Origin of the sequence: Rudaea sp. (genome assembly GCF_036560865.1) — a bacterium.
GTDB lineage: Bacteria > Pseudomonadota > Gammaproteobacteria > Xanthomonadales > Rhodanobacteraceae > Rudaea.
In genome coordinates this window covers 1-20,832 of the sequence record NZ_DATBQK010000070.1, presented here as the reverse complement: position 1 = coordinate 20,832, position 20,832 = coordinate 1, and the positions used below count along the sequence as shown (strand labels likewise).

The following is a 20,832-nucleotide window of genomic DNA, read 5'->3' as shown; positions in this document are numbered from 1 at the left end:
GCGGAACCCCATTCCTCGCGCGACAATCGCTTGCTGCAACGGCGCGATGCGATCCAGCGCGAGCAGGCCCAGCGAACGCAGCAGTTTCAACGGCAGCGCCTCGTTCGCAGTCCAGCGCGCGAGCCCGTCGCTCATCGCCGCAGTGCCCATGCGATCCTCATGGCGGCGCTCGGCATAGCGTTGCAGCATGCCCGCATCGCCTACATCGCCTTTGGCGCGTGCTTGCTCACCAAGCAGTTCGGCCAGGGTCAGCGCATCGCGCAGACCGAGGTTGAAGCCCTGCGCGGCAATCGGATGCAGGGTTTGCGCGGCATTGCCCACCAGCACTGCGTGCGGTGCAACCAGACGCTGCGCCATCACGCGAGTGAGCGGGTACGACACGCGCCGCCCCGGTCGCGCGAGACGGCCCAGGCGGTAACCAAAACGTTCGTGCAGCAGATCGAGAAAACCGGCGGCGTCGAGTGCAGCGATACGCAGGGCATCCGCGGTCGGCACGGTGAGCACCACACCTGCGCGCCGCTCGCTCAAAGGCAGCAGCGCAACCGGACCGGTCGCGGTGAAGCGCTCGTAGGCGCAGCCGTCCATCGTGCGTTCCGGGGTTACCGTGGTCACGAAAGCGGTTTGCGCATAATCCACATTGTCGGTTTGTATACCCAGCGCCGTGCGCACGAAGGACGCCGTGCCGTCGGCGCCGACCAGCAGGCGTGTGCGCAGTCGCTGCTCACCAGTCGAGGTGACCAGCGTTGCGCCGATGGCATCCGGCCCGCTGGCAATCGCGCTCAGCTGCGCCGGCGCGTAGCGCGTCAGGTTTGTACAGGCATCGAGTCGCGCCAGCAGCCCATTGCCGAGTTCGCGCGCGGGCAGGGTCGCGCCGAACGCATCGAGCCCATGCGCTGCGGCATCGAAACGCGCCACGCCGAACTCGCCTTGACGGCTGACATGCACATGGCGGATTCCGGTCGCCCGCGGCGCGACCTGCTTCCATACACCGAGCGCGGCGAGTGCATTGACGCTCGCCCGCGCGAGCGCAAGGTTGCGTTCGTCGTAACTTGGCTGCGCGCGCTCGCTCTGACCGGCTGCCGGCGGCGCCGCGGCCTCGACCAGCGCGCTGCGCAGACCCAAACCATCGACAGCGATCGCCAAACTGGCGCCGACCAGGCCGCCGCCGACAATCAGCACGTCGTATTCAACGGGTCGGGATTCGTCGGTCATGGCGCGAATGATATGCTATACGCCCTGATTCGACCTTCCCCGGCCTCGCCGGTGATGCACGTTCCGCCGGAGAACAACCATGCAGCACGACGCCCCCGCCTCCCTGCTTTCGCCGCGCACCGGCATTTTGATCGCGATGATCGCGTTTGCGGTCGGCATGCGGCTGGTGAATTTCTTCGTACCGGGCGCGCTGCCCAACTTCACTCCGGTCGAGGCGATCGCGCTGTTTGGCGGCGCGTATTTCGCCGATCGCCGCCTCGCGTTCATCGTGCCGCTGATCGGGATGGCGATCGCCGACGCGATCATCGGCGTCAACCTGTCGGACGAAAATATCGGCTTCTGGTATCGATCCGCGCCGGCGGTCTACGCCTGCATCGCGCTCACCGTGCTCGGCGGCCTGCAGCTGCGCAATCGCGTCGACGTTACGCGCGTCTTCGGCTACAGCTTTGCCAGCGCGGTGTTGTTCTTCGTCGTGACCAATTTCGCCGTATGGCTGTTTGCCGCCGGCCCGGCAGGCGATGCCTGCGTTCGCGGCCTCATGCCCTGTTATGTCGCGGCGATTCCGTTCTTCAGCGGCACGCTGGTCGGCACACTGGTCTGGAGCGCAGTGCTGTTCGGCGGCTTCGAACTGCTGCGTCGGCGCTGGCCGGCGTTGCAGTTGGCGAACGCGTAAGAACGTAGGTTGGGGTGAACGACGTGAACCCCAACGATTCGGCGCCTGATCGTTCGATGATTGCTGGGCATCGCCTTGCTCAGCCCAGCCTACGCATTTTCTCGCCTCGTGGGTAATCGTCTTTCAAAAATCTATACGCGAACCGGTGACGATGGAACTACAGGCCTCGGCGACGGCACGCGCGTGACCAAGGATTCAGCGCGCGTCGGCGCTTACGGCACGGTGGACGAACTCAACAGCGCGATCGGCATGGTGCTCGCGCAAGAGATTCCAGCAGCGGTGCGCGAAACCCTGACCCAGGTGCAGCACGACCTGTTCGATCTCGGCGGTGAGCTGTGCATTCCGGGCATGGCGATGGTGCATGCGGCGGATATCGATCGCCTCGAAACCACGCTCGATGGCTTCAACGCCGATTTGCCCGCACTCAAGGACTTCATCCTGCCCGGCGGCGGCATGGCTGCGGCTTGCTGTCATCTCGCGCGCACCGTGTGCCGGCGTGCCGAACGCGACGTCGTCGCCTTGTCGCGCAGCGAAACCGTGCGCGTCGAAGCGATGCACTACCTCAACCGCCTCTCCGACCTGCTGTTCGTGCTCGCGCGCGTGCTCGCGCGTGCGTCGGGCCATGGCGAGGTGTTGTGGCAGCACGAGCGGCGCAAGAAACCGCGCACGCCGTGACGCCGCAGCAGGCGCTGGATTTCATCGAACAGCACGGCATCGTGTGCGAAGCCGCGCGGCGCGGCGCGATCGTCTCGCTCGCCGATGCGCTGGCCGGCGAAACCCTGAGCGGCAACTGGTGGTCGCATCCGCGCAGCCAGGCGATCTTCACGATCACGCGTGCGGTGCGTGCCGAGCCGCAGGTGCTGGTCTGCCGTCTCGTGGATGGCAAGATCAGTTTCGTGCATCAACGCCTGTGGCCCGCGCTCGTGCGCCTCGCCGATCGACTGCCACAGAAAAATCTCGCACGCGTGCGCGAAGTGCACACCGCGAACGGCCGGCACAAAATCGAGGAGGAAGACTTCCCCGATTGGGTTCCAGCGGATACTGCAACCGCCGCGCGGCGGTTGACCGAAAAGCAGGCCGTCACGCAACTTGCACCGCTGCTGCCAAAACTCGCGATCGACGCATGACCACTCTTTTGGTTACCCACGCAGCCTGCCTGCAACATCTGCCCGGCCCCGGTCATCCCGAATCGCCGGCGCGATTGCAGGCGGTGCTCGAAGCGCTGGACAACGACCGCTTCGCCGCGCTTGATCGTGTCGAGGCGCCGCTGGCGACACGCGCGCAACTCGAACGCGTGCACGAAACCGAGCTGATCGAGTGCATCGCCGCGAATGCGCCGCGCGATGGTTTTGCGCAGATCGATGCGGACACCGTGATGTCGCCTGCTTCGCTCGAAGCCGCGTTGCGCGCTGCAGGCGCGGTGTGCGCGGCGGTGGACGCGCTGATCGACGGCAAGAACACGCGCGCGTTCTGCGCCGTGCGTCCGCCCGGTCATCACGCCACGCACGATACGGCAATGGGTTTCTGCCTGTTCAACAACGTCGCGGTCGGCGCCGCGCACGCGCTCGCGCGTGGACTCGAACGCGTCGCCATCGTCGATTTCGATGTGCATCACGGCAATGGCACGCAGGACATTTTCTGGAACGAGCCGCGCGTGCTGTACGCGTCCACGCATCAGTCGCCGCTGTATCCGGGCACCGGCGCAACGCACGAGCGCGGCGTCGGCAATATCGTCAATGCGCCGCTGCCACCGGCGTCGAGTTCGTTCGCGTTCCGCGAAGCCTGCCGCGACATCGTGCTGCCCGCAGTCGAGCGCTTCCAGCCGCAGCTGGTGATGATCTCCGCCGGCTTCGACGCGCACTACCTCGATCCGCTCGCCAACCTCAATCTCGATGCCGAAGACTACGAATGGATCACGCGCGAACTCGTAGACATCGCGCGCAAGCACGCCGGCGGCCGCCTGATTTCGAGCCTGGAAGGCGGCTACAGCCTGACTGCATTGCGCCAATCGACGGCAGCGCATGTGGGCGCGTTGCTGGATTGAGCATGCTTGCGATGAGGCTGGTCGGTTGATCGACCGATGGCGCACGTGCAACGAATTTTGCGCTTTGTCTTGCCAGTGTCCGGTAGGAATTTGTCGCTATCGAAAAGCCGCTAACGCCGATCTAGGCTGCGGAACTAGACGGCATTCTTCAACCCAATAGGGTTAGACCTCAAAGGACCGCAATCGGTGGCGTCCAACAAGAATCAACACTTCGTTCCGCGATGTTATCTGCGTCCATTCACGGCCGATGAGCATCGCAAAACGATTAATTTGTTCAACATCGACCGTGCCAAGGTTATCTTGAATGCTCCGATAAAGAATCAATGCTCACGAGACTATTTTTACGGTACCGATGACCGACTTGAGAAGGCGATCCAGTTTGTAGAGAGCAGTTACGCCTCTGTTCTGCCCGATCTTTTGTCCTACGGAAGGCCCCTAACGCTAAGTAGTAAGACCATTATTCGTCGCTTCTGGTTCCTTCAGCAAACAAGAACCGAAGCGGCGTCTCAGAGGACAGTAGCAATGTCTGAGGAGGCCGATGAACTGATTGAGCATCCGACTGAATCATTCAAGCTTGGTATCAAAGAGGCGGTGCAGATCGCATTGCAATCGTACGCAGAAAATCTCGACACCCTAGACGATCTCAAGATCGCCCTCGTATACAACAGAACTGACGTTCCGTTCATTACGTCGGATGATCCGTCTGTTCTCACGAATCGATGGCTGATCAACAACATTGCGACAATGGGGCGAGGTTACGGTCTTCATACAGCAGGGGTGCTCTGCGTTTTACCGCTTTCGCCGAGGGTCTGCTGCATCTGCTATGACGGACATATCTACAGCATCCCCAATAAGAACAATTGGGTAGACCTCCGCGATCAGGCTGATGTCAATGCCATCAACGATCTCCAATATTTGAACTGTGTAGCTAACATCTACTTTAGCGGGCAAGCAGCTAGTGAGAGCGTCTTGGAGCTACATTCAAGGAACGAAGGTCTTAAGCCTCCAGCTAGACATCGAATTCACTACGCCATAGAAGCAGAATCTTCTAACGGTGTTACGAAGTTTGTCGTTGTAGACAAGAAGAGCGCGCCAGAACACTCTCGTGCACTCATTCACATGGAGTCGATCAGGGTCGAGCCGAGACAGTGGCCGAGCATTCTTCACTGGCGAAACAATGGATTCTTCTACTCTAATGGCACTGGTCTCGGTCATGTAAGGCGAGCCGACCAAGGACTAAGCAAGGGAAGCAGTCCTCTTACAAAGCACGGAACTGGGCATTGAAACCTAACAATTCATTGAAGCCGAAGCGATAGTTCCTACGTTCACCATGCAGACGCCTGGTGGCTGGTTCTGGAAACCTGGAGACACCGATATGCACCATTCCCGCCTTTGCGCCGTGCTGATCGACTGCAAAACGTCCAGCGTGGACGAGGCTGCTCAATTCTGGGGCGAGGCGTTGGGTCGCGCGGTCGACTCCACACACGCGGGCAGCCGCGGGAATTACCGCATGCTCGAGACGCCGCCCGACGAGCCCGTCGTGCAGATCCAGCGCGTGGACCATGAGAGTCGCGTGCACATCGACATTGAGACCGATGACATTCCTGCCGAGGTGAACCGCTTGGAAAAGCTGGGCGCGAAAGTAGTGGACCGCCTGGAGCGTTGGGTCGTGATGGAGGCGCCCACGGGCCAGCGCTTCTGCGTGGTTCGGGTGCAGCGTCCCGGTTTTCCGAAGAACGCCAATCGTTGGGACTAGCCCACGAGGAAGCATAGTCAACGTGATAGCCGGCGCCCTCTTGTCGCGCGTAAACTCGGCGTTCTCTAATAGGAGAGTTCCATCATGCAGAACAAATACGCAACGGTTTCAGGTGCTGTTTTCGGACTGGTGGCAATCCTGCAAGCGATTCGGGCGTTCAACGATTGGCCCGTGCAAATCGGGCCGATTGCCGTGCCGGTTTGGTTTTCGTGGCTGGCCGTGGTCGTCGCCGGCGGTCTGTGCGTTTGGGCGTTCAGGTCGCAGCGCCGATAGCGGACGCATTGCCCGCATCCGGGGTTTCGGGCAAGCTTGCCGCCCTTGCGTTCGCTTATGACGTCTTCCGTGCCGTTATCGTCCCGTTTCGGAAAAACAGCTTCGCGCCTGCCGCCGCAACTGCTGCCATCGCTGTTGCTGCTGGCGCTGGCGCCGTCGGCGGGAGCGCAGACCGCGGTCGTCACCGAGGCTGAAATCGCGCCGGTGTGTGCGGTCGGCGTACTGCGCTGCGTGAAGCCGAAAGATCCCTACGCCACCTGCAAGCGCAACGATCTGCTGGATTTCTTCGTGCCCGGCCTGCCGCCGGCGGGCGATCGTTCCACGGCAAAGACCGATGCGGAGGCGGACAAGGTCAGCCGCCAAGACTACACGCACGAGCAGCTCGAAGGCAATGTGCGTCTGCAACGCCTCGATGCGCTGCTGCAAACCGACTTCATCAGCTACCAAACCGAAACCACCGACTACGTCGCCAACGGCCATGTGCGCTATCAGGACGCGGGCATGCTGATGTCGGCCGATCACGCGCGCGGCACGACGACGCCGAGCGTGACGTATCTGGACAACGTGCGCTACCAGATGCTCGACAAGCGCGGCAACGGTGTCGCCGCAACAGTGAACCAGACGGATCCGGATCACTCGAAGATGACCATGGGCACGTATTCGACCTGCGATCCGAGCGAGCGCCAGTGGGAAATGCGCGCAAACGATATCGCGATCGACGAGATCCAGAACAAGGGTTCCGGCCACGGCGTCACGATGCTCTACAACGACGTGCCGTTCTTCTGGTTTCCATACCTGAGCTGGCCGATCAACGAGGACCGCCAATCGGGTTTCCTCGCGCCCAGCCTCGGCTACAGCGATTCGCGCGGCTTCAAGGTCATGCTTCCGTACTATCTGGATCTCGCGCCGAACTACGACGCGACCTTGAAGCCAGTGGAATTCAGCAAGCGCGGCCAGATGCTCGATGGCGAATTCCGCTATCTGTCGAGCGCGGATCGGCTGCTGCTGGATTTCGGTTATATCCCGCACGACGATGTCACCGGCGAATCGCGCGGCTACGTGCGCCTGCAGGACTGGGCCACGATTTCGTCGAACTTGGGCGCGACGATCGATATCCATCATGTCTCCGACAACGAATATCTGCACGACTACGGCGACAGCTTCCTGACGACCGCTGTGAGCCTGCTGCAATCGAGCGCCTATGTGAACGGCCGCGGCGACTGGTGGACGGCGAGCATCGGCGGCGACACCTGGGAAGTGACCGATCCGGGCCTGGAGCCTTACTGCAGCGGTCTGTCGAGCCCGAAGCTGTGCTCGAATCCATTCGTGTTCAAACCCTACACGCGCCTGCCGCGCCTGACCTTCAACGCGGACAAGCTGGTCGGCGGATTCGAGTTGGGCGTGAATTCCGAGTACGTGAATTTCCAGCGTTCGTACTCGGTGACCGGGCAGCGTCTGGATGCGTATCCGTATATCGCCTATCCGATCGAGACCGCCGGTTATTTCCTGCGCCCGGAATTGGGTTACCGCCTGACCTCGTATGATCTGTCCGATCTGAACTTTTCCGGATCGCCGCCAAGCCTGACCACCCGCTCACCGTCGCGCAACCTGCCGATCTTCAGCCTCGACTCGGGCCTGATCTTCGAGCGCGAGACGAATCTGTTCGGCACCGCGCTCACGCAGACGCTGGAGCCGCGCCTGTACTACCTGTACGTGCCGTATCGCAATCAGAACGATCTGCCGGTGTTCGACACGCAGTTGCCGAGTTTCGATTTTCCCAGCCTGTTCCGCACCAACACCTTCGTCGGCGCGGATCGCCAGATCAACGCGAACAATCTCACGATGGCGCTGACCACGCGCCTGATCGACAGCAGTTCCGGCGATCAGCTGCTCAGCGCGAGCATCGGTCAAATCCAGTATTTCACCACCGTGCATGTGCAGCTGCCCGGCGCGCCGGACCTGAACATCACCGGCCAGGACATCATCGGCGAACTCGACCTGCGCCTGTCCAAGGACTGGGACCTGGTCTGGGACCAGCAGTGGAATCCGCATCCACAGTCGCTGGATCCGCTGACCCAGGCCTATGTGCCGACCGATCACCATACCGACCTTTCGCGCATCGCCCTGCAGCACCGCTTCGGCGCCGAAGGCGTGGCCAATATCTCCTACAATTTCCGCCGCGGCTTCCTCGAACAGGTCGACGCGACGGCGCTGCTGCCGCTCAATGCGCGCTGGAGCCTGATCGGCCGCTATTACTATTCGTTGATGGACAAGCGCCTGCTGGAGACCTTCGGCGGCGTGCAGTACGACAGTTGCTGTGTCGCCGTGCGCACGGTCTTGCGCCGTTTCATCAACGATGTGAACTACAGCGCCAACAACACGATACTCAACAGCAAGCCCGATACCGCGCTGTTTTTCGAGGTCGAGTTCAAGGGCATCGGCAGCAGCGGCAAGCGAACGGAAAATTACCTGCGCCGTGCTATGCTTGGCTACCCGTAGTGTGGCAGTCAGCGAATCCTCAGCAGTCAGCGTGGATACTCGCCGGCGCACCTGAAACACCCAAGCGCAGCTTGTTTGCGCCTTCCCTTGCGAAGACCTGGTCTGGATCGACTTTCCGATGAAAAAACTCGTCGCCGTTTTCTGTGTTTTGTTCAGTGTTTTTGCCGGCGCCCCGGCCGCGCGTGCGCAATTGCTGCGCGTCGAACCGCTCGACCGCATCGTTGCCATCGCCGAGGACGACGTGATCCTGCAAAGCGAGCTCGATCGCGCGGTCGCGCAGATCCTGGCCCAGTACCGCAGCAACCCGCAGCAGCTGCCGCCACGCGACGTGCTCAACCGGCAGGTGCTCGATCGCCTGATCATGATGCGCCTGCAGGTGCAGCGCGCGCAGTCGACCGGCATCCGCGTCACCGACACCGAGGTCGATCAGGCGATGCAGCGCATCGCGCAGCAAAACCACATCGAGGTCAATCAACTGCGCGCCTCGCTCGCGCACGATGGCGTGGACTTCGACGATTTCCGCAAGACCCTGCGCGACGAACTGCTCGTGCAGCGTCTGCGCCAACGCGTGGTGCAGGGCATGGGTGCGATCACCGATGCCGAGGTCGATACGATGCTCGCCAGCGGCAGCGTGAAAACCGACGAGGTGCATCTGGCGCATATCCTGATCGGGCTGCCCGACGGCGCCAACGCGCAACAGATCCAGCAGGCCAAGGACAAGGCCGACGACGTGAAGAAGCAGATCGACGGCGGCATGGATTTCACCGCCGCGGCGATCCGCTATTCCAACGCCCCGGACGCACTCGACGGCGGCGACCTGGGCTGGCGGCGCATCGATTCCGTGCCTGAGGCGTTCGCCGCAATCGCCGAGAATTCGCAGCCGGGCCAGATCTCGAACATCGTGCGCGCACCGAATGGTTTCCACATCATCAAGGTGATCGACAAGCGCAGCAACGCCAAACAGATGGTGACCGAATATCATGCGCGGCATATCGTGATCGCCGTGAGCGAGCTCGTCGCCAGCGACGAGGCAAAGAAAAAAGTCGCCGACTTGCGCCACCGCATCGTCGACAACCATGAGGATTTCGCCAAGGTCGCCAAGGAGTCCTCGCAAGACCCGCAGACCGGACCCCTCGGTGGCGAAATGGGCTGGTTCCCGATCGACCAGTACGGCACCAAGGTGGCCGAAGTGATCGCCGCGCTCAAGGACAACGACGTGTCGCAGCCATTCCAGACCGACGTCGGCTGGCATATCTTGCAGTTGCTGGGCAAGCGCGAGGCCGACCGTACCGAGCAGAGCAAGCGCGAGCAGGCGCGCGAAATCATTCGCAATCGCAAGGCCGATGACGAGTACGAAAATTTCCTGCGCACGATCCGTTCCGACGCGTACATCGAAGTGCGCCTGCCCGGCGCCGATGCGGCGGCCAAGCCCGCCGCGCCGTAAGGCGTCCCGTGACCGCCCCGCTGCCGCGCATCGCCATCACCGCCGGCGAACCGGCCGGGATCGGGCCTGAACTCGTCGCGGCGCTGGCCGCGACCGATCTGGCCGCCGATCTGATCGCGATCGGCGACCCCGCTTTGCTGCAAGCCGCAGCCAGACAGCGCGGCATCGACCTGCACCTGGAAACCGACGACGGCAGACGCACGACGCAACGCGTGCCCGGTGCGTTGCGCTGCGTCCCCATTCCGCTACGCGCCGCGGCGACGCCGGGCCAGCTCGATGTGCGCAATGCCGCTTATGTGATCGACACACTCGCGCGCGCGGCCGACGGCTGCCTTGGCGGCGAATTCGATGCCGTGGTTACCGCGCCCGTGCAGAAAAGCATCCTGATCGACGCTGGCTTTGCGTTCACCGGGCACACCGAGTTCTTTGCCGAACGTGCGCACTGCGATGTCGCCATGCTGTTGGTCGCGCCCCACTCCAATGAAATAACGCCGTCGCGCGAAGCGCGACAATCACTCCCCCTCTCCCGCTCGCGGGAGAGGGTAAGGGGTGAGGGGCAGGACTCCACTGCGCTGCGCGTTGCGCTCGCGACCACCCACCTGCCGCTGGCCGCGGTGCCGGCCGCGATCACGCAAGATCTGCTGGTGCGCATTGTGCGCATTGTATACAACGACCTGCGCGCGAAATTCCGCATTGTCAGCCCGCGCATCTGCGTGCTCGGTTTGAATCCGCATGCGGGCGAGAGCGGCCATCTGGGTCGCGAGGAAATCGACACGATCATGCCCGCGCTGGATACGTTGCGGGAGGAAAGCATCGCGGTCGACGGTCCGCTGCCCGCGGACACCGCGTTCCTGCCGGCGCTGCGCGCGAAGTACGACGCTTACCTGGCGATGTACCACGATCAAGGCCTGCCCGTACTCAAAGCGCTCGGCTTCGGCGACTCTGTCAATGTCACCCTCGGCCTACCCTTCGTGCGCACTTCGGTCGATCACGGCACGGCACTGGACCTGGCCGGCAGCGGCCGCGCCGATGCGTCGAGCCTGATCGCGGCGGCGAAGCTTGCGCTGCAACTGATCGCCTGAGATCGTCGCGTTACGCGGCCTTGTTCTCACACAGCTTCGGCGCCAGCACGACCGGCCGGCTGCGGCGCGCAAATCCTGGCACCTGTTCGAAGATAAAGGCCACTGCGAGCAATACCAGTGCGCAACCCGTGGCGCTGGCCCAGGTCACGCTCTCGCCGAGGAACAGCGCGCCCCAGAGTTGGGCAAACAGCGGCACGAAGAAGGTCACCGTGACCGCGCGTTCGCTGCCGGCTTCGCGGATGTTGCGAAAATGCAGCGCATACGCCAGCGCGGTGCAGATGACGCCGAGCGCAAGCAAACAGCCGAGCACGCCGAGCGACGGCATCTGGCGCGGAAACGTGTAGATCGCCACCGGCAGCAGCGGCAACGTCCCGCCGATCATGTTGCCGGTCGCGACGACCAGCGGATCGACATCGGCGAACCGCAGCTGGATCGCGCGCGCACTGTAGGCATACAGCAGCGAGGCGACGAGCACGGCCGCGAAGCCCAGCGCGGTCTGCAGATTCATGCCCACCGTACCAAAACGCGCAAGGGTGAAGACGCCGACGATGCCGACCACGACGCCGACCCATTTCGACGCCGACGCACGCGTGCCGGCAAGACTGACCAGCAGCACGGTGAACAGCGGCGTGGTCGCATTGAGCACGGCGAGATAACCGGCCGGCAGCGAATAGGCGCCGTAGGCGAAGCACAGGAAAGGCACGCCGGCGACCGTCGTGCCGATCAACAGATAATCCTTCCAGCGTCGGCGCCATTGCAGCGATTTGCGCATCAGCGCGAGGACGATGCTCAGGGTCAGCGCGGCGAAGATCATGCGCGCGGCGGCGGTCATGCCCGCGCCGACCACCGGCACGGCAATGCGCTGGAACAGGAATGACGCGCCCCAGATCATGCCGAGGAGGACCAGACGAACGAGTACGGCGGAATTCACGGATGCCTCTTGCGCCGGATATGGCGCAGCAATGGATAAGATTGGCGGAGAGTCTAGTGCTGGCGCTGGCTGTGGAAAAACGCTATTTTTTCCCGCAATCTGTGAATTTACCTCACAATTGGTGACGTATGGACTCCCTGCATCGTCTGCCCCCCTTGCGTTCGCTGCGCGTGCTCGAAGCGGCGGTGCGCCATCAGAATTATTCGCGCGCCGCGGACGAATTGAGCCTGACCCACAGCGCGGTCAGCCATCAGATCCATTCGCTGGAAAGCGCCCTGGGATTGCGCCTGTTCGAGCGCGTCGGACGCCAGATGCGGGCGACCGAGAGCGGCCAAATGCTTGCCCAGGACGTGCGCGCCGCGCTCGATACGCTGGCCGCGGCGGTAGAGCGCGTGCGCGGCCAGGACAGTTCGAATTCGCTCACGGTCAGCGTGCTGCCCTCGTTCGCCGCCGCCTGGCTGGTAACCCGGCTCGGCGGATTTCTCGAACGCCATCCCGGTGTCGAGTTGCGCCTGGACAGCACCTCGGCGGTCGCCAATTTCCGCAACGACGGCGTCGATGTCGCGATCCGCTACGGCGCCGGCAACTACGAAGGCATGATCAGCGAGAAACTCTTCGACGACGAATTGTTTCCGACCCTGAGTCCGGCGCTGCGCCGCAGCGCGCGCGTGCGCGCACCCGCCGATCTCGCGCGCGTACCGCTGCTGCGCATCCGCCAGCAGCCTTGGGCGGCGTGGCTTGCCGCAGCCGGGTTGAACTGGCCCGAGCCACGCCGCGGTCCGCTGTTCAACGATTCCGAGCTCGCGCTGCAGGCGGCGATCCAGGGTCAGGGCGTGGTGCTCGCACGCGGTTCGCTGGCCGCGCTCAAGCTGCGCGCCGGCGTGCTGGTCGCGCCGTTTGCACTGCGCATTCCCTCGCCGATGACCTGCCATCTCGTCTATCCGTCGACGCACGCACGCAAACCGGCGTTGCAGCTGTTTCGCACCTGGCTGCTCGAAGAACTGCAGGCTTCGCCGCCGATGTACGATCCTTCGCTAAAATAGCGCCGATGAATTTCCCGCTCTCCAGCGCGTCACATATTCCGCGCAAGCGCTTCGGTCAGCACTTTCTCCACGACAAAAATATACTTCGGCGCATCGTCGAGGCGGTTTCGCCGCGAGCGAGCGACGTGCTGGTCGAAATCGGTCCCGGCGAAGGCGCTTTAACCTTTCCGCTGCTGCAGGCCGCCGGCAAGCTGATTGCGATCGAGTTGGATCGCGACCTGATCGAGCCCTTGCGTGCGCGCGCCGCGCCGATTGGCGAACTGACGATCGTCAGCCGCGATGTGCTGAGCGTCGATTTCGGCGCGCTCGCAGCGGGCGCGCGGGTGCGCGTGGTCGGCAATCTGCCGTACAACATCTCGACGCCGATCCTGTTCCACTGCCTCGACCACGCAAACGCGATCGAGGACATGCACTTCATGCTGCAGAAAGAGGTGGTCGAGCGCATGGCTGCCGGACCGGGCAGCAAGACCTATGGCCGCCTCAGTGTGATGTTGCAATTGCGCTGCACGGTCGAGCCACTGTTCGGCGTGCCCCCGGGCGCATTCCGGCCGCCGCCGAAAGTCGATTCCGCGGTCGTGCGCCTGGTCCCGCTGGCACCTGCCGATTTGCCGCAGGCCGATTTCGGCTTGATCGCCAGGCTCGTGCGCGCGGCGTTCGGCCAGCGCCGCAAGACGCTGACCAACGCGCTGCGTGAATTCGCCAGCGCCGAGCAACTGGCCGCCGCAGGCATCGACCCACGTGCGCGCGCCGAGCAACTGGCGCCGGCCACCTTCGTCGCGCTGGCACAATGGCTGAGCGCAAGACCCGACTGAACGCACAGGGTAAAAGCACAAAATTTCCGGTGTTTGATCGTGATCCTTGCGGCCAGACGCTGCATCGCCATGCAACAAGCGCTTGCTTGAAACCGCCGCGCTGAGCAAAATCGAAGCATGGCCAACGAAAACTCCTACACGATCACCGTGGCGGTGCAGACCCAGTTCCTGAATGACCAGTCCGCGCCGTCCGACAACCGCTATGCGTTCGCTTACACGATCCGCATCGCCAACACCGGCAGCGTGGCCGCGCGCCTGATTTCGCGCCACTGGATCATCACCGACGCCAACGGCAAGGTACAGGAAGTGCGCGGCGAGGGCGTGGTCGGCGAGCAGCCATGGCTGCGCCCCGGCGACGATTTTTCCTATACCTCCGGCGCCGTCCTCGAAACCGCGGTCGGCACGATGCGCGGCAGCTACCAGATGCTCGCCGACGACGGCCGCCATTTCGACGCGCGCATTCCGCAGTTCACCCTGTCGATTCCGCGTACGGTGCACTGATGGCATTACTCTGATGGCCACGTACGCGATCGGCGATGTACAGGGTTGCTACGACGAACTCGCGCGCCTGCTCGAGAAAATCCGTTTCGATTCCTCGCGCGACACGCTGTGGTTCTGCGGCGATCTGGTCAACCGCGGCGGCCAGTCGCTCGCCGTACTGCGCCAGGTGCAGTCGTTCGGCAAGAGCGCGATCTGCGTACTCGGCAACCACGACCTGAGCCTGCTCGCGGTCGCCGAGCGCGACGAAGCGGCGCAGGCGAAAGTGAATGCCGACCTGCGCGAGGTGTTGTTTGCGCCGGATCGCGACTCGCTGCTCAACTGGCTGCGCACGCGGCCGCTGCTGCACGTCGACCACGCGCTGAATTTCATCCTCGTGCACGCCGGCTTCGCGCCGGGTTGGACGCTGGATCGCGCCGAACGCGCTGCGCGCGAGGTCGAGCAACGCCTCGGTGGCGAAGGTGCGAGGCGACTGCTCACCGCGATGTTCGGCAACAAACCCGATATGTGGACACCGCAACTGCGCGGCATGGAGCGGCTGCGCGCGACGATCAACGTGATGACGCGGCTGCGCTTCTGCGACGTGCGCGGGCGCATCGCCTACTCCGAGAAAGGCGCGCCGGGGACACAGAAGCCCGGTCTATATCCGTGGTTCGAAGTGCCCGGCCGCGTGCGCCAGGATATGCGCATGGTCTGCGGGCATTGGTCGACGCTCGGCCGTTTTCAGGGCATGGGCGTGTACGCGATCGACGGCGGCTGCGTCTGGGGCGGCGAGCTTATCGCCCTGCGTATCGACGGCGAGGAACCGCAATTCATCAGCATCAGATCGACGCGCACCCGGCCGGCTGGCAAGACAGCGGATTAGGGCTGAGGGCTGAAGATCAAGAGCTTGAACTCCCCGCGGCTTTTCAGCCCTCAGCCGTCAGCCCTCAGCCCTGCTCCTCTCATAATCCACAAAGCTAAAACCATACTCATGCCGCGCATCGGCCGCATGCGCTTCGCGCGACGTTTCGCGCCACAGCCCCGGATCGAAGGCGGGGAAAAACGTATCGGCATCGCTTGCCGCAGTGTCGATCCATGTCAGGTGCAGGTTCGTCGCGTGCGGCAACGCCAGCGCATAGACTTCGCCGCCGCCGATCACCATCAACTCCGCGCCATCGGCTGCGCTCAGTGCCGCATCGAGCGAAGCCACGGCCAGTTGCCCGGCGAAAGGTGCCGCGGCGCCGCGCGTGAGCACGAGATTGGGCCGGCCCGGCAACGGTCGGCCGATCGCGAGCGCGGTCTTGCGTCCCATCAGCACCGGCTTGCCCAACGTCAGCGCCTTGAAGCGCCGCAGGTCGTCCGGCAGATGCCATGGCATCTCGCCCGCACGACCGATCGCGCGGTTGCGGTCCAGCGCGGCGACAAGACTGATCGCGCTCACACCGCGATCGTTCCTGTTCATACAGCTACAGGCGCCTTGATCGCGGCGTGCGAGCGGTAGCCCTCGATCGCGATATCCTCGAAACGGAAATCGTCGATCGACTGCACCGCGGGATTCAGCTTCAGCGTCGGCAAGGGCAACGGCTCGCGGCTGAGCTGCTCGCGTGCCTGGTCGAGATGATTTTTATACAAATGCGCATCGCCGAGCGTGTGCACGAAGTCACCGGCCTGCAAGCCGGTGACCTGCGCGATCATGTGCGTGAGCAGAGCATAGCTCGCGATATTGAACGGCACGCCGAGAAAGACGTCGCCGGAGCGCTGGTACAGCTGGCACGACAGCCGCCCGCGCGCAACATGGAACTGGAACAGCGCATGACAGGGCTGCAATGCCATCTTCGGCAGATCGGCGACATTCCATGCGCTGACCACGAGGCGGCGCGAATCGGGATTGCGCTTGATCTCGTCGACAAGCCAAGCAATCTGGTCAATAACGCGCCCGTTGGGCGCGGCCCAGGCGCGCCACTGCTTGCCGTAGACCGGCCCGAGGTCCCCGTTCGCATCGGCCCATTCGTCCCAGATGCCGACGCCGTGTTCCTTGAGATAACCGATGTTCGTATCCCCGCGCAGGAACCACAGCAGCTCGCGCACGATCGACTTGGTATGCAGCTTCTTCGTCGTCACCAGCGGAAAGCCGGCGGCGAGATCGAAGCGCATCTGCCAGCCGAATACCGACAGCGTGCCGGTGCCGGTGCGGTCGGACTTTTCGTCGCCGTGATCGAGTACATGACGCAGCAGGTCGAGGTATTGTTTCATTGGTTCAGGGCAGCCTCCGCCAACGCCATGGCTTTCTGCCACACAACGAGATCGCGGTAACTTGTCGCCACAATAGCCCTCAGCCCTCAGCCCTCAGCCCTGCCCTTGCTTCACCGCGCGACATCCACAGCAGCACGAGGCCGATGACGATCAACGGTGTCGATTGAATCTGCCCCATCGTCAGCCAGCCCCAGGCCAGATAGCCCAGTTGCGCGTCCGGCATGCGCACGAATTCGACCGCGAAACGAAACACACCGTACAGCAGCGCGAACAGACCCGATACGGCATAGCGCGGACGCGGCTTGCGCGAATAAATCCACAGCACCGCGAACATGACCACGCCTTCGAGCGCGAACTCGTAGAGTTGCGAAGGATGCCGCGCCTCGTGGTTGAGCTGGCCGGCCAGATACATCTGGTACAACTCGTCGCGCGTCTTGTTCAGCGACTCCAGCGCGCCCGGGAAAATCACGCCCCAGGGGCCATCGGTGAGCTTGCCCCACAGTTCGCCGTTGATGAAATTGCCGAGCCGGCCAAAACCAAGACCGATCGGCACTAGCGGGGCGACGAAATCCACGGTATCGAAAAAGTGTACTTTGTTGCGCCGCGACCAGAGCCAGCCGGCGATCAGCACGCCGATGAGTCCGCCGTGGAAGGACATGCCGCCGTCCCAGACGCGGATCAGCGCGATAGGATCGTGGACGATCCAGTCGGGCGACACGTAGGACAGCATGTACCAGATGCGTCCGCCGAGGATCACCCCGAGCATGACGTAGAACGAGAGATCGGAAAACGCGTCGTAGCTGACCGGCAAGCGCCCCTGCTCGCGGCGCCGGTTGCCGAGAAACCACGCGCCGGCGAAGCCGAGCAAATACATGATGCCGTACCAGTGCACGGCCAGTGGGCCGATGGAAAACGCGAGCGGATTGATATTGTGGAAATACGGCATGCGGTGTCGATGGACCTTGCGATTCTGGGGCTATTGTCGCAGAAAGCGCTGCGGGCTTGGCGGGATTCGGTACCGACTCCAAACGCCGGATTGGGGTAGGCTTGCGGCATGAGCAATCGTCTGAGTCAGGAAGCCAGCCCCTATCTGCGCCAGCATGCGCACAACCCCGTCGACTGGTGGCCGTGGAACGCCGACGCGCTGGCCGCGGCGCGCGCGCAGGACAAGCCGATCCTGCTGTCGATCGGCTACAGCGCCTGCCACTGGTGCCACGTGATGGCGCACGAGAGCTTCGAGGACGCGGCCACCGCGCGCGTCATGAACGACAAGTTCATTTGTATAAAAGTGGACCGCGAGGAGCGCCCCGATCTGGACAAGATCTATCAGCTCGCGCATCAGGCGTTGACCCGACGCGGTGGCGGCTGGCCGCTGACCATGTTTCTCGCGCCCGACGATCTGACGCCGTTCTACGCCGGCACGTATTTCCCCAAGCAGGCGCGCTACGGTATGCCGCCGTTCGCCTATGTACTCGAACAGGTGCGCGGTCTCTGGGACCAGCGCCGCGGCGACGTGCGCGCGCAAAACGCGACGCTGCGCGAATTTCTCGAGCAGTATGGCGACGGTGCAACGCACACCGACGCGCTGGGCGATGCGCCGGTGCGTGCGGCGCTGGCGCAGATCGGACAGAATTTTGACCGCACCCACGGCGGCCATCTCGGTGCGCCCAAATTTCCGCATTGCGCGGAGATGGAATTGCTGCTTGATCTGGATACGGACGATACGCGCAGCATGGTCGAGCTGACCCTGACGCGTATGGCTGATGGCGGCATCCATGACCAGATCGGCGGCGGTTTCTGCCGCTACAGCGTGGATCAGCGCTGGGAGATCCCGCATTTCGAGAAGATGCTTTACGACAACGCGCAGTTGCTGCCCTTGTATGCCATTCGCGCGCGTGCCACGGGCAATGCGCAGTATTTGCGCGCTGCGCAGGAACTGGTCGCGTGGCTTGCGCGCGAAATGACCGCAACGTCCATGCAATCGGGCGGCGCGTTCTATGCCGCGCTCGATGCGGATTCCGAGGGCGAGGAAGGCAAGTTCTATATCTGGCAGCGCGATGAAGTGCGCGCCTTGTTGAGCGATGACGAGTTCGCTGTTGCCGAGCGCCATTATGGTTTCGATCGTGCGCCGAATTTCGAGGGCACACACTGGAATCCGATCGTCGCCGAGCCGGTCGCTGCGATAGCGGCAGCATCGAAGCGGACAACGGCCGACATCGAAGCTGTGATCGCGCGCGCGCGCGCAAAACTGTTCGCCGCGCGCAGCCCACGCGTGCGCCCCGGCCTCGACGACAAGATTCTCACTGCGTGGAATGCGTTGATGATCGCCGGTCTCGCGCGTGCCGCGCGCGCGCTGGATACGCCGGCGCTGACCGCGTTGGCCGCGAACGCGATCGAATTCCTGCATGCGCAGTCGTGGCGCGACGACCGGCTGTTCGCCAGTCACGCCGGCGGTGTCGCGAAACTGCCGGCTTATCTCGACGACTACGTCTTCCTGCTCGACGCGTTGCTCGAATTTTTGCAATGCCATTGGAACGATCGTTATCTCGCCTGGGCACGCCAACTGGCCGACGCCCTGCTCGACCGTTTCGAGGATCGCGCGCGCGGCGGCTTCTGGTTCACCGCCAACGATCACGAAAACCTGATCCAACGCCCCAAGCCCTGGGCCGACGATGCGGTTCCTTCCGGCAACGGTATCGCCGCGCGCGCCTTGCTGCGTCTCGGCCACCTCGTCGGCGAGACGCGCTATCTGGATGCCGCGGAACGCACCCTGCGAGCGGCCTTTTCCACCATGCAGTCGATGCCGCAAGGCTGCGCCTCGCTGCAGCGCGCGTTGAACGATTTTCTGCATCCGCGCACGCATGTCGTCGTGCGTTTCGACAGCGACGCCGAGGAAAAAGCGTGGCGGTCCACGCTGAGCGCGGATACGCCGCAGCGCACGGACGTCTATTTCATTCCCGCGAGCGCTGACGGGCTGGGCGGAATCCTCGATGCGCAGAAATATGACTCGGGCGGCGTTGCCTACTTGTGTCGAGGCACGCAGTGTTTGCCGCCATTGGCGACGCCGCAGGCACTGGCCGCTGCACTGCGCGCGCCTTGACCGTGTTGGGTTAACGCCTTCTCAAGCGTCTACCTCTACCCTTCAATTCCCATTTTTTCCATGCGCCGATACAGCGCCTGGCGCGACAGACCCAGTTCCGCCGACGCCTGGCTGATCACGCCTTTGGCGCGCACCAGCGCGGCTTCGATCGCCGCGCGATCGGGTTCAGCGTCGGCCACCATGCGCGGCGGCGCGACGCGTGCGGCGAGGCCGAGATCGGCGGCCGCGATCAGGCCGTCGCGACAGAGCAGGCTCGCGCGCTGGATCGCATTCTTGAGCTCGCGCACATTGCCTGGCCAAACGTGAGCGAGCAGGGCGCCACGCGCCTCGTCGCTGAGCGCGATGCCATCGCCGAGAAAATGCTCGGCGAGCGGCAGGATATCGTCGGGCCGCGCGGCGAGCGGCGACAGCACGAGTTCGATCACATTCAAGCGATAGTACAAATCCTCACGGAACAGGCCTTTGCCAATCATCGCGGGCAGATCGGCGTTGGTTGCGCTGAGCACGCGCACTTTCACTTCGCGCGTCTTGCTCGACCCAAGGCGTTCGAATTTGCCGCTTTCCAGTATGCGCAACAGCTTGACCTGTCCGGAAAGCGGCAGATTGCCGATTTCGTCGAGCAGCAACGTGCCGCGATCGGCGATTTCGAAACGCCCCTCGCGTGCCTTGTTCGCACCCGTGTACGCGCCCGCTTCGGCACCGAACAGTTCGGCCTCGATCAGTTCGGACGGCAACGCGCCGCAATTGACCACGACGAAGGGTCCGGCCTTTACCGGCGAATTGAAATGCACGATTTCGGCGATGCATTCCTTGCCCGCCCCGTTCGGACCGCTGATCAGCACCGGCGCATCGGCGCGCGCTATCTGCCCGGCGAGTTCGACCAGACGTTCCATCGCATGCGAAGCAAACACGATGCCGCGAAGATCGAAACGCTCGCGCAGCGCGCTGCGACTCGCACGCCGCTCGCCGTGCAGGCGCGCGACTTCACGCGTGCTTTCCGACAGTTCAAGCAGGTTCTCGACCGTGGCCAACAGCTTGTTGTCGTCCCAGGGCTTGGCCAGGTAATCGGCGGCGCCGGCCTTGACCAGTTCGATCGCGGTTTCCAGATGCGTCCACGCGGTGAGCAGGATCACCGGCAGATCCGGTTCGCGTGCGCGAATCGCGCGGAACAATGCGACGCCATCCTCGCCGGAGGTGGTGTCCTCGTGGAAGTTCATGTCCTGCAGCACC

21 protein-coding genes are annotated in these 20,832 nt (G+C 63.4%); 15 read left to right on the top strand and 6 right to left on the bottom strand.

Annotated elements, in window-relative coordinates; all coding sequences use genetic code 11:
* On the bottom strand, nucleotides 1–1,212 hold a 1,212-nt coding region (gene ubiH / locus VIE67_RS07645), incomplete at its 3' end, for a 2-octaprenyl-6-methoxyphenyl hydroxylase (protein ID WP_332024885.1).
* Nucleotides 1,213–1,291: 79 nt separating this feature from the next.
* On the opposite strand from ubiH, the gene VIE67_RS07640 reads away from it, so the two are divergent.
* The 10 genes from VIE67_RS07640 (at nucleotide 1,292) to pdxA (ending at nucleotide 10,983) form a co-directional block, all read left to right on the top strand.
* Complete coding sequence (locus VIE67_RS07640; protein WP_332024883.1) at nucleotides 1,292–1,885, top strand: DUF6580 family putative transport protein; 594 nt, start codon at nucleotides 1,292–1,294, stop codon at nucleotides 1,883–1,885.
* Nucleotides 1,886–1,993: 108 nt separating this feature from the next.
* On the top strand, nucleotides 1,994–2,560 hold the full coding sequence (locus VIE67_RS07635) for a cob(I)yrinic acid a,c-diamide adenosyltransferase (protein WP_332024882.1): 567 nt from the start codon (nucleotides 1,994–1,996) through the stop codon (nucleotides 2,558–2,560).
* Nucleotides 2,557–3,012, top strand: a complete 456-nt coding sequence (locus VIE67_RS07630) for a hypothetical protein (RefSeq protein ID WP_332024880.1) — start codon at nucleotides 2,557–2,559, stop codon at nucleotides 3,010–3,012. The genes VIE67_RS07635 and VIE67_RS07630 overlap by 4 nt, the downstream gene beginning before the upstream one ends.
* Complete coding sequence (locus tag VIE67_RS07625; RefSeq protein WP_332024878.1) at nucleotides 3,009–3,929, top strand: histone deacetylase family protein; 921 nt, start codon at nucleotides 3,009–3,011, stop codon at nucleotides 3,927–3,929. The genes VIE67_RS07630 and VIE67_RS07625 overlap by 4 nt, the downstream gene beginning before the upstream one ends.
* A 186-nt stretch (nucleotides 3,930–4,115) precedes the next feature.
* Nucleotides 4,116–5,213: a DUF4238 domain-containing protein gene (locus tag VIE67_RS07620; RefSeq protein ID WP_332024876.1), complete on the top strand. Its 1,098-nt coding sequence runs from the start codon at nucleotides 4,116–4,118 to the stop codon at nucleotides 5,211–5,213.
* 91 nt (nucleotides 5,214–5,304) lie between these two features.
* Nucleotides 5,305–5,685, top strand: a complete 381-nt coding sequence (locus tag VIE67_RS07615; protein WP_332024874.1) for a VOC family protein — start codon at nucleotides 5,305–5,307, stop codon at nucleotides 5,683–5,685.
* 84 nt (nucleotides 5,686–5,769) lie between these two features.
* Nucleotides 5,770–5,958 carry a hypothetical protein gene (locus VIE67_RS07610; RefSeq protein ID WP_332024872.1) on the top strand — a complete coding sequence of 63 codons (189 nt, stop codon included), beginning with the start codon at nucleotides 5,770–5,772 and terminating at the stop codon, nucleotides 5,956–5,958.
* A gap of 69 nt (nucleotides 5,959–6,027) precedes the next feature.
* Nucleotides 6,028–8,457 carry an LPS-assembly protein LptD gene (gene lptD, locus VIE67_RS07605; RefSeq protein ID WP_332024870.1) on the top strand — a complete coding sequence of 810 codons (2,430 nt, stop codon included), beginning with the start codon at nucleotides 6,028–6,030 and terminating at the stop codon, nucleotides 8,455–8,457.
* 118 nt (nucleotides 8,458–8,575) lie between these two features.
* Nucleotides 8,576–9,901 (top strand): peptidylprolyl isomerase, encoded by a 1,326-nt coding sequence (locus tag VIE67_RS07600; protein ID WP_332024868.1) that lies wholly within the window; start codon nucleotides 8,576–8,578, stop codon nucleotides 9,899–9,901.
* An 8-nt stretch (nucleotides 9,902–9,909) separates the two neighbouring features.
* Nucleotides 9,910–10,983 carry a 4-hydroxythreonine-4-phosphate dehydrogenase PdxA gene (pdxA, locus tag VIE67_RS07595; protein WP_332024866.1) on the top strand — a complete coding sequence of 358 codons (1,074 nt, stop codon included), beginning with the start codon at nucleotides 9,910–9,912 and terminating at the stop codon, nucleotides 10,981–10,983.
* A 10-nt stretch (nucleotides 10,984–10,993) separates the two neighbouring features.
* Here the strand turns inward: pdxA and VIE67_RS07590 are convergent, their stop codons facing one another.
* Nucleotides 10,994–11,914 (bottom strand): DMT family transporter, encoded by a 921-nt coding sequence (locus tag VIE67_RS07590; RefSeq protein WP_332024864.1) that lies wholly within the window; start codon nucleotides 11,912–11,914, stop codon nucleotides 10,994–10,996.
* A 128-nt stretch (nucleotides 11,915–12,042) separates the two neighbouring features.
* Here VIE67_RS07590 and gcvA point away from each other — a divergent pair, with 128 nt between their 5' ends.
* From gcvA to VIE67_RS07570, 4 genes are all read left to right on the top strand, one after another.
* A complete protein-coding gene (gene gcvA, locus VIE67_RS07585; protein ID WP_332024862.1) occupies nucleotides 12,043–12,957 on the top strand; it encodes a transcriptional regulator GcvA in 915 nt (304 codons plus the stop codon).
* Between the two features lie 5 nt (nucleotides 12,958–12,962).
* Nucleotides 12,963–13,769 (top strand): 16S rRNA (adenine(1518)-N(6)/adenine(1519)-N(6))-dimethyltransferase RsmA, encoded by an 807-nt coding sequence (gene rsmA, locus VIE67_RS07580; protein WP_332024860.1) that lies wholly within the window; start codon nucleotides 12,963–12,965, stop codon nucleotides 13,767–13,769.
* A gap of 117 nt (nucleotides 13,770–13,886) precedes the next feature.
* Nucleotides 13,887–14,270, top strand: coding sequence for a Co2+/Mg2+ efflux facilitator ApaG/CorD (apaG, locus tag VIE67_RS07575; RefSeq protein WP_332024858.1), 384 nt, complete (start codon nucleotides 13,887–13,889; stop codon nucleotides 14,268–14,270).
* 13 nt (nucleotides 14,271–14,283) lie between these two features.
* Complete coding sequence (locus tag VIE67_RS07570; protein ID WP_332024856.1) at nucleotides 14,284–15,132, top strand: symmetrical bis(5'-nucleosyl)-tetraphosphatase; 849 nt, start codon at nucleotides 14,284–14,286, stop codon at nucleotides 15,130–15,132.
* Between the two features lie 57 nt (nucleotides 15,133–15,189).
* On the opposite strand, the gene VIE67_RS07565 is transcribed toward VIE67_RS07570, so the two are convergent.
* The 3 genes from VIE67_RS07565 to lgt form a co-directional block, all read right to left on the bottom strand.
* Nucleotides 15,190–15,711, bottom strand: a complete 522-nt coding sequence (locus tag VIE67_RS07565) for a dihydrofolate reductase (RefSeq protein WP_332024854.1) — start codon at nucleotides 15,709–15,711, stop codon at nucleotides 15,190–15,192.
* Nucleotides 15,708–16,502 carry a thymidylate synthase gene (locus VIE67_RS07560; RefSeq protein WP_332024852.1) on the bottom strand — a complete coding sequence of 265 codons (795 nt, stop codon included), beginning with the start codon at nucleotides 16,500–16,502 and terminating at the stop codon, nucleotides 15,708–15,710. The genes VIE67_RS07565 and VIE67_RS07560 overlap by 4 nt, the downstream gene beginning before the upstream one ends.
* Before the next feature lie 79 nt (nucleotides 16,503–16,581).
* A complete protein-coding gene (gene lgt / locus VIE67_RS07555; protein ID WP_332024850.1) occupies nucleotides 16,582–17,448 on the bottom strand; it encodes a prolipoprotein diacylglyceryl transferase in 867 nt (288 codons plus the stop codon).
* 108 nt (nucleotides 17,449–17,556) lie between these two features.
* Here lgt and VIE67_RS07550 point away from each other — a divergent pair, with 108 nt between their 5' ends.
* Nucleotides 17,557–19,602: a thioredoxin domain-containing protein gene (locus VIE67_RS07550; protein WP_332024848.1), complete on the top strand. Its 2,046-nt coding sequence runs from the start codon at nucleotides 17,557–17,559 to the stop codon at nucleotides 19,600–19,602.
* Between the two features lie 35 nt (nucleotides 19,603–19,637).
* Here the strand turns inward: VIE67_RS07550 and VIE67_RS07545 are convergent.
* Nucleotides 19,638–20,832 (bottom strand): sigma-54-dependent transcriptional regulator (locus VIE67_RS07545; protein WP_332024846.1); only part of this gene is annotated, 1,195 nt, incomplete at its 5' end.